At 69.4% G+C, this 8,322-nt stretch carries 8 protein-coding genes; 2 read left to right on the forward strand and 6 right to left on the reverse strand.

Going from position 1 to position 8,322, the window contains the following annotated elements:
- Positions 1–217 precede the first annotated feature (217 nt).
- The gene (gene glnA / locus AC08OX_RS11730) at positions 218–1,642 is read right to left on the reverse strand and encodes a type I glutamate--ammonia ligase (RefSeq protein ID WP_011437527.1); all 1,425 of its coding nucleotides are present in this window, start codon (positions 1,640–1,642) and stop codon (positions 218–220) included.
- A 182-nt stretch (positions 1,643–1,824) separates the two neighbouring features.
- Between glnA and AC08OX_RS11735 the strand changes: the two genes are divergently transcribed.
- Positions 1,825–2,304 carry an RDD family protein gene (locus AC08OX_RS11735; RefSeq protein ID WP_082456814.1) on the forward strand — a complete coding sequence of 160 codons (480 nt, stop codon included), beginning with the start codon at positions 1,825–1,827 and terminating at the stop codon, positions 2,302–2,304.
- A gap of 75 nt (positions 2,305–2,379) precedes the next feature.
- Here AC08OX_RS11735 and AC08OX_RS11740 read toward each other — a convergent pair whose 3' ends face one another.
- From AC08OX_RS11740 to AC08OX_RS11755, 4 genes are all read right to left on the reverse strand, one after another.
- Entirely contained in the window at positions 2,380–3,246 is an 867-nt protein-coding gene (locus AC08OX_RS11740) for a DUF4191 domain-containing protein (protein ID WP_476607849.1), read from the reverse strand.
- Between the two features lie 106 nt (positions 3,247–3,352).
- The gene (locus tag AC08OX_RS11745; RefSeq protein WP_476607850.1) at positions 3,353–3,610 is read right to left on the reverse strand and encodes a hypothetical protein; all 258 of its coding nucleotides are present in this window, start codon (positions 3,608–3,610) and stop codon (positions 3,353–3,355) included.
- Between the two features lie 117 nt (positions 3,611–3,727).
- Complete coding sequence (lipA, locus tag AC08OX_RS11750; RefSeq protein WP_476607851.1) at positions 3,728–4,729, reverse strand: lipoyl synthase; 1,002 nt, start codon at positions 4,727–4,729, stop codon at positions 3,728–3,730.
- A 158-nt stretch (positions 4,730–4,887) separates the two neighbouring features.
- The gene (locus tag AC08OX_RS11755; RefSeq protein WP_476607853.1) at positions 4,888–5,622 is read right to left on the reverse strand and encodes a Type 1 glutamine amidotransferase-like domain-containing protein; all 735 of its coding nucleotides are present in this window, start codon (positions 5,620–5,622) and stop codon (positions 4,888–4,890) included.
- A gap of 210 nt (positions 5,623–5,832) precedes the next feature.
- Between AC08OX_RS11755 and AC08OX_RS11760 the strand changes: the two genes are divergently transcribed.
- Complete coding sequence (locus tag AC08OX_RS11760; protein WP_476607854.1) at positions 5,833–7,521, forward strand: protein kinase; 1,689 nt, start codon at positions 5,833–5,835, stop codon at positions 7,519–7,521.
- Between the two features lie 27 nt (positions 7,522–7,548).
- Here AC08OX_RS11760 and AC08OX_RS11765 read toward each other — a convergent pair.
- Positions 7,549–8,322, reverse strand: a 774-nt coding sequence (locus AC08OX_RS11765; protein ID WP_476607852.1) for a 2-oxo acid dehydrogenase subunit E2, incomplete at its 5' end; no start/stop codon positions are given.

Here is an 8,322-nt window from a genome sequence, read left to right on the forward strand (position 1 = left end):
CGCGTCCCCGGCTCGAAGAGGCCTTCTGGCGCCGCGGCGAAGGACCAGACGAACCGCAGGGGTCAATCAGGGCTCCCCGCCTCGAGAGCGTGACCGACCCCCCGCGGTTCACCGGTGCCGCACCTGTCCGGGACCCGGTTGTGGTCACCGCCTCGGCGCCCGCCGGATCGCCCGAGGCCCGGCGATGGGTCAATGGCCGGAACCTTACGGCTGGGCGTCAGATGTCGTAGTAGAGGGTGAACTCGTATGGATGCGGCCGCAGGCGGATGGCGTCGACCTCGTTGACCCGCTTGTAGTCCAGCCAGGTCTCGATCAGATCCGCGGTGAAGACGTCGCCCTCCCGCAGGAACTCGTTGTCCGCCTCCAGCGCATCGAGCACCTTCTCCAGCGAACCCGGGACCTGGGGAACCGCGGCCAACTCGTCCGGCGGGAGGTCGTAGAGATCCTTGTCGATCGGGTCCGGCGGATCAATCTTGTTCCGCACGCCGTCGAGTCCCGCCATCAGAATCGCGGCGAAGGCGAGATACGGGTTGCAGCTCGGATCCGGCACGCGGAACTCGACCCGCTTGGCCTTCGGCGAGTCACCGCTGAGCGGGATGCGGCAGCACGCTGACCGGTTGCGGGCCGAGTAGACCAGGTTGACGGGTGCCTCGTAGCCGGGCACGAGCCGACGGTAGGAGTTCGTGGTGGGGTTGGTGAAGGCCAGCAGCGCCGGGGCGTGGTGCAGCAGCCCCCCGATGTAGTAGCGGGCGGTGTCCGAGAGACCGCCGTACCCGTTCGGGCTGTAGAAGAGTGGCTCCCCGTCCTTCCACAGGCTGGAGTGGACGTGCATACCGGATCCGTTGTCCTCGAACAGCGGCTTCGGCATGAAGGTGACGGTCTTGCCGCGGCCGCGGGCGACGTTGCGGATGACGTACTTGTAGAGCATCAGGTTGTCGGCGGTCTTCAGAAGCGTGTCGTACCTGATGTCGATCTCCGCCTGGCCCGCGGTGCCGACCTCGTGGTGCTGCATCTCGACGGTGATACCCGTCTCGTAGAGCACCCGGGTCATCTCGGAACGCAGGTCGGTGAAGTGGTCCGTGGGCGGCACCGGGAAGTAGCCGCCCTTGAACCTCGGCTTGTACCCGAGGTTTCCGCCCTCTTCCTTCCGGGCGGTGTTCCAGGCGGCCTCGACCGAGTCGACCTGGTGCATCGACCCGTAGGGGTTGTAGTCATAACGCACATCGTCGAAGATGTAGAACTCCGCCTCCGGACCGAAATACGCGGTGTCCGCGACGCCGGTGCCCCGGAGATAGGCCTCCGCCTTCTTGGCGATGTTGCGCGGATCCCGGGAGTACTGTTCCTTGGTGATCGGGTCATGGATGAAGAACGTCATGGCGAGGGTCTTGTGCTCGCGGAAGGGGTCCACGAAAGCGGTGTGCGGGTCCGGTAGCAGCAGCATGTCGGACTCGTGGATGGCCTGGAAGCCGCGGATCGACGAGCCGTCGAACATCAGACCTTCGGTGAACACCGACTCCGCGAAGACCTGGGTCGGGATGGTGAAGTGCTGCATGATCCCGGGAAGATCGCAGAACCTGACATCGATGAACTGAACGTCTTCGTCCCGGATATAGCGAAGCACGTCTTCTGCTTTTGTGAACATTCGTCCTCCAGCATCGCGTCACGCTTCTTAGGCCCACAGGTTACGCCATGTTGGCGTGTCTCCGGTCACCAGGTCATCGGTGTACGACATCACGGGATGGTTTCCGTAGCGTTACCGAAACCCACTTCATTACTCAACGTGATGAGTTGGGTGCATGTTGCGGTGCCACATAAGCTTGCGTCGTGGGACGAGCACTTGGAGGCTGGCTTGACGGGCCAGGTCTGCCACGGGACACCCCGCCCGGGGTACGCCTCGGGTTGCCGCGGGACGGCCGAGGATCCGTGGTCGGGTTCGGCCCGCGTCTGCTGGCCTACCTCGTGGACGCGGTCGTCGCGAACCTGATCGTCGGCGTGCTGTACATCGTCGGACTGAGCTACGCCGCAGACGCGCGTGGCCTTGCGATCTACGCGCTCTTCCTGCTCGAAGAGCTGATCCTCGTCGGTACGGCCGGTCAGACGATCGGCATGCGGCTGGCCGGCATCCGTGTGATCCGGCTGCGTGACTGCGGTCGGCAGTCCTGGCCGTGGATCGTCGTGCGTACCGTTCTGCTGGGCCTGTTCATCCCGGTGTTCATCTGGGACCGTGACCTACGCGGCCTTCACGATCGTGCCGCCGGGACTGTGGTGGTGCGCGACCCCGAGAAGCCCGGCCCCGAGAAGTAGCGCGGATCCCCTCCACTTCGAGGCTTCGGGGTGGGCCACCGTGGGCCGCACAGCGGACCACGCCTGGCGGCGGCGCTATCGGATGCGGCCGCCGCGCGGGATGTTGCGGGGGATCGGTCCCTTCGGGATCGGCAGCGCCGCGCCGCCCATCGCCCGCAGGCGACGGTCAAGGGCGTCGACCTCGCTGCGGCGCAGGGTGCGCCGCAGCCGCATCAGGGTGCTCTGCAGCTTGGGTAGGGGAGTCTCCCCCTCACTGGTGCCGATGATGATGTCGGTCACCGGCGTGTCGCCGACCGCCTTGCGGATCCGGCGCTTCTCGGCGGCGAGCAGTTCCCGCGGGCCACGCCCGCGACCCTCCGCGATGATCACGACCCCGGCCCGGCAGACGACACGGTGCACCACATCCTGATGCCGGTTGACGCCGACGGCGGGGGTGATGCGCCACTCGCCCCGCATCCGTTCGATCACTCCGGCGGCGGCGCCCGGTTTGCCTTCCATCTCGGCGTAGGCGGTCCGCTGCACCCGCCGGCTGAACAGGTTCAGGGAGACGACTACCCCGAGCAGAAGGGCGATCGGAATCCACAGGTACAGCGGACCGACGAAGATTGCGAGCACGATGCCGACGGCGACCGGGGCGAGGAAGCCCGCCAGGGTGATCCAGAGCGCCCGCGGATCGCGTTGCCGGGTGACCTTGTAGATCATCCGGAGTTGGGCGACCCGAGTGGTGAATCCCTTTCCCGGTCCCGTCCCGCCGCCGCGGCCGTTCCGACCGGCCGCGCCAGCCTTGCCGGCCGCACCGGGGGTCTTCCCCGCGGCACCAGGGTTGGTGCCGCGCCTGCCAGCCGCGCCGTTCTTGTCGGCTGCGCCCGCCGACTGGTCCTTCCCCGCCGCCCCAGGGGTCGCCGGCCCCGGGGCGTCCGTCGGCTTCTTCTTCAGTGCCATGACCGCGAGCCTACGGCCTCCTGGCTAGCGGTAGGGATACTCGTCCCGTGCTCGCTGATCGCCGTTGGCCGGCGGGAAGTCCGACGGATCTGACTGCCGGGCGTGATCAGGGCGTGACGCGGATCAGGGCTGGGCGGCGACCGCGCGCGGACGCGGGGCGGCGGCCCGGGGTGGTGACTCGGGGCGGCGCGGGCGTGACCGACGTGACCGAAAGCGGCACGGTGGTATCTATCCATCGATAGCCGGTCGTCACGTGCAGATCGGTGGCCGCCCGCCAGGCGTTACGACGCGCGGTCTTCTGACCTCCGTGCGGCAGCAGCAGCAGGGTCACTTCTTCGAGAACGCTGAGCAGTGAACGGAGCACGATGGGAACGACCTCCCGGCACGGTCGTGGGCACACACCTCGATGATGGGCGAAGAGGATGACCCCCATGTAACGAGTGGATAACTCTAAGCTAATTCTAGCTGCTTCGAGGAATGGTCACCACGGACTCGGCCGTTGCCCGTGAGAGTTCTCCGACACACTTTCCGGGGGAACGGACATTTCGCTGCGGTCCTGGTCACGTGCCGTCATCGCTTGCTGGTAGAGGCGGCTGGCCCGGTAGGAAGACCGGACGAGCGGACCGGACATCACCCCGGAGAACCCGAGCTCCGCGCCGACACGTCCCCAGTCGAGGAACTCCTCCGGCCGCACCCACCGCTCGACCGGATGGTGCCGCGGCGTCGGGCGCAGGTACTGGGTCACGGTGAGCAGCTCACACCCCGCCGACCGCAGATCCCGCAGGGCCGTGTGGATCTCCTCCGCCGTCTCACCCAGACCCAGGATGAGGTTCGACTTCGTGACCAGCCCGGCCTGGCGGGCCTGGCGCAGCACGTCGAGTGAGCGCTCGTACCGGAACGCCGGCCGGATCCGCCTGAAGATCCGGGGTACGGTTTCGAGGTTGTGGGCGAGTACCTCGGGCGCCGCCTCGAACACCTCGCCCAACCGGTCGGGCCGGCCGCCGAAGTCCGGGATCAGGACCTCCACGCCGGTATCGGCCGAGCGTGCGTGGATCTGGCGGACCGTCTCCGCGTACAGCCACGAGCCGCCGTCCGCGAGCTCGTCCCGAGCGACTCCGGTGACCGTCGCGTACCGCAGGCCCATGGTGGCGACGGACTCCGCCACCCGGCGCGGCTCGTCATGGTCGAGCGGGGCAGGCCGCCCGGAGTCGATCTGGCAGAAGTCGCAGCGGCGGGTGCAGACCTCCCCGCCGATCAGGAAGGTCGCCTCGCGGTCCTCCCAGCATTCGTAGATGTTGGGACAGCCGGCTTCCTCGCACACCGTGTGCAGCCCGGCCGATTGGACCAGCCCCTTGACGTCCTGGTACTGCGGGCCGGTGCGCAGCCGAGTCCTGATCCACGATGGCTTGCGTTCGATCGGCGTCTGCGCATTACGGGCCTCGATGCGCAGCAGCGGACGACCCTCGGGGGCGACGGCGGTCATACCACCAGCTCCATCTGCTCAGCTTGCTCGGCGACCGGTTCAAAGGAGGGGAGGCTCCGCGGCCAAGCGGATTTTGGCGAGGAAGCGCTGTCTGTCCCATGCTTCGCGGTGGGGGCCGCGGAAAGCCCGAAAACATCCACAATCATAAGCCTGCCGGCTCAGTCGCGGGGCACCGTGGGTAGCAGGCGGGGCACCACCGCGGTCTCCACGGCGGTGCCGTCCGGACCGCGTTCGACCCGCCAGGCGTGCACCCCGGGCCGGTCGGCCACCGCCTCGACGAGATCGGTGCCGTGGAAGTGCAGACCCACTCCGTCGTCGGTCGCCCATCCGGCCGGCAGCGTGCCCTCGGCGACCAGCCGCTGGAACAGCGGCCGCCTGCCGGCCTCCGAGTCGTAGTGCGGGGTGTTGCTGAAGGGCAGCAAGCCGAGGCCGTTCGTCACCGGGCGGAGAGCCGGGCCGAAGGAGTCGGTGGTGCCGCCCACATGCCAGCACAGTGAACCGGCGGAGACTCCACCGAGCACGACCCCCGTCTCCCACGCCTCGCGGAAGATCTCACCGAGCCCGTGCACGGCCCAGACCGCGAGCAGGTTGGCGACGCTGCCCCCACCGACCCAGACGACGTCCTGCGCCAGCAGATGGGCGCGGATGTCGGCGATGTTCGGTATCGGGAACAGCGTGAGGTGGGAGAGCAGCACGTCGGGCCGGTCGCGGTTGAACGCCGCATACCCGCGGGCGTAGGCGGCCTGGTCGTCGCCCAGGGCGGTCTGCAGCAGGCAGACCCGGGGCCGTGCGCCCGCTGCGGACAGACTGATGGCGTGATGGAGGATGGGACCGACCTTGGCTCCGTAGCGGCCGTCCGGAAGGAAGCCACCGCTGGTAGCGAGGATCTGCACGGGTTCGTCGCTCTCTGAAGGCTGTCGCATGTGACGGTCGTCGATCGCATACCCCGCGGTGGATCGTAAAAAGTTATCCACAACCGGACGAAGAGGTAGGCAGACCGGACCGGTTTGAGCCTAGCGTCGCTTCTTGTGACCTTCACCGACGATTCCGCGGACAGGCCGGCCCGGCGCGTCGGCGGCGTACCCGAGGTCCCGGGGGTGAGCATGCGTTCCCGCCTGCGGGACGCCGGCTCTGGAGAGCTCTGGTCGGGTCAGTTCGACCAGTCCGGAATCGAGTGCGTGGTGCGGCGGGTGCGGTTGGCGCCGGACCCGGTGCTGCGTTCCGCGGCGGTCATCGCGGCCCGGGCCCTCGTGGACTTGGAGCATCCCCATCTGGTGCCGGTCGTGGCGGTGTTGCCGACCGCGGAGGGCCTGGCGTTGATCACCGAGCCGGTCGTCGGCGGTGTCAGCCTCGCGCGGCTGCTCGCCGCCCGCGGGGACCTGGACCCCGGTGAGGTCGTCACGATCGGTCTGCCGATCGCGCAGGCCCTGGCCGCCGCGCACGCCGTCGGCGTCGTGCATGGCCGGCTCGAGCGTGCGGACATCCTGTTGGAGCCGAACGGGCGTCCGGTTCTGATCGGGCTCGGGGTCGCGGCGCTGGCCGACGCCGCCAGACCGGATCCGATTCCACCCGAGGCCGCGTCCGCGGACGTCCATGACCTGGCCACTCTGCTGCTCGGGGCGATGCGTGAGGCCACCGGGCCAGACGCGGCCGCGGTGGCGGTGGCGGTGGCGGTGGCGACCGCCATGATCGACGACCCGCGTCGGCGACCGAGCGCCCTGGAACTCGCCGCGTCGCTGGCCCGCAGTGCGACTCCGCTCCCGGTCCGCCTGGCGGGCGGCGGCGAGGCGGGCGGCGGCGAGCCGGGTGGCGCGGCGCGGCGCGGTCCCTCGCCGACCGACACCCTGCCGGCGATCCCCTGGGTGGACCCGCCCGACGATCCGGCCCAGCCCGACCGGGCCATCACCGGAGCGACGGCCGTCAACGCCGCGGAGCTGCTCGACTCGTTGCCGCCACCGCCCCGACGATCGACCCGTGCGACGACCAACCCTCGGAAGGCCGCCCGCGGTGGCGGTCGGGGCTCCGGGGGCAAGGGGTTGGCCACCCCGGGTGCGGCTGCTCCGGGGCCGCGGTCACCGCGTTCCGGCGGATCCACCGGAAGCGGCCAGGGGACGCAGCGAGGTCCGCGTGGGCACACGACCGCCTCGGGCTCCCCGGGCCGGAGCACCCGGCCGACCTCCGCGCGCCGACCGCGTCGGGTGGGAGCCCGCCGCCAGCGCTTGCTGTTCCCGGTGACCGCCGGGCTGGGCCTGCTGGTGGTCGTGGCGGCCGTCGCGTTGCTGTTGGCCAGCCCGGAGAAGGACGATGCACCCGGCGCGGCCGGGACGTCCGCGCCACCAACCGGTGCAGCCTCCGCGGCCGGGCGGGGACCGACGGCGTCGCCGGTCGCCAACCAGTCGCCCGAGCAGGTCTGGCGTTCGGTACTCGCCGAGTTGAACACCGCGCGCAGCCGTGCGTTCGAGCGGGCTGACGAGAGCCTCCTGACGGAGTCTGATGCCGCGGGTAGTGAGCTGCACGCTTCGGATATCGCGCTGATGAGGCAGGTGGTCGCGAGGGGGGCGCATGCCTCGGCACTGCGCAGCGACATCCTCGATCTCAAGGTCCGGGTCGAGGAACCGGACCGCACCGTGCTGCGGGTCACCCAACGCCTGAACGCCTACGACTTCCTCGACGCCGGGGGGAAGGTGCTGGCGCATCAGGCGGCGAAGTCGCCGGAACGACGTGACCTCACCCTGATCCGTACCGGCTCCGGTTGGCGGGTCTCGGAGAACGTCCCGGTCACGGCCGGCTGACCGGACGGTCAGCCGGCCGTGACCGGGCTACAGGCCGAGTTCGGCTTCGAAGGCTCCGTTTTCCAGCCGGTGCTTGATGAAGGCCAGGAAGCGAGCCGCGTCGGCACCGTCGACGATGCGGTGGTCGTAGGTGAGGGACAGGTACACCGTCGAACGAACAGCGATGATCTCGCCCAGCTCCGGATCGTCGACGACGGCCGGCTTCTTCGTCACGATGCCGGTGCCGAGAATGCCCACCTGCGGCTGGTTGATGATCGGAGTGTCGAACAGGGCGCCTCGACTGCCGGTGTTCGTCAGGGTGAAGGTGCCGCCGCCGAGCTCGTCGGGCGAGATTCGGTTGGCCCGGGTGCGGCTCGCCAGGTCGTCGATCTTGCGGGCCAGTCCGATGAGGTTGAGATCGCCGGCGTTGTGGATGACGGGCACGACCAGCCCACGCTCGGAGTCCACGGCGATGCCGAGGTTCTCCTCCCCGTGGTAGGTGACCGTGCCCGCCTCGACGTCGATGCTGGAGTTGAGCTGCGGGAACTCACGCAGCGCCGCACAGGTCGCCAAGGCGAAGAACGGCAGGAATGACAGCTTGACGCCTTCCCGAGCCTGGAAGCCGCTCTTCGCCCGGTCCCGCAGCCGCGCGATCCGGGTGACGTCGGCCTCCACCACGGTGGTGAGCTGCGCGCTGATCTGCAGCGACTCGACCATGCGGCGAGCGACCAACGCCCGCAGGCGGGAGAGCTTCTCGGTCTGGCCGCGGACGGGGGCAGCGCCGGTCGGGGCCACGGCCGGGGCTGTCTGGGCTGTCGGGGC

It is taken from the genome of Frankia sp. CoBUL1 (genome assembly GCF_978021245.1).

Bases quoted from the DNA above. Each gene is read 5' to 3' on its own strand.
- lipA (WP_476607851.1), bottom strand. From the start codon at position 4,729: ATGACCGCCGTCGCCCCCGAGGGTCGTCCGCTGCTGCGCATCGAGGCC.
- glnA (WP_011437527.1), bottom strand. From the start codon at position 1,642: ATGTTCACAAAAGCAGAAGACGTGCTTCGCTATATCCGGGACGAAGAC.
- AC08OX_RS11760 (WP_476607854.1), top strand. From the start codon at position 5,833: ATGCGTTCCCGCCTGCGGGACGCCGGCTCTGGAGAGCTCTGGTCGGGT.
- AC08OX_RS11740 (WP_476607849.1), bottom strand. From the start codon at position 3,246: ATGGCACTGAAGAAGAAGCCGACGGACGCCCCGGGGCCGGCGACCCCT.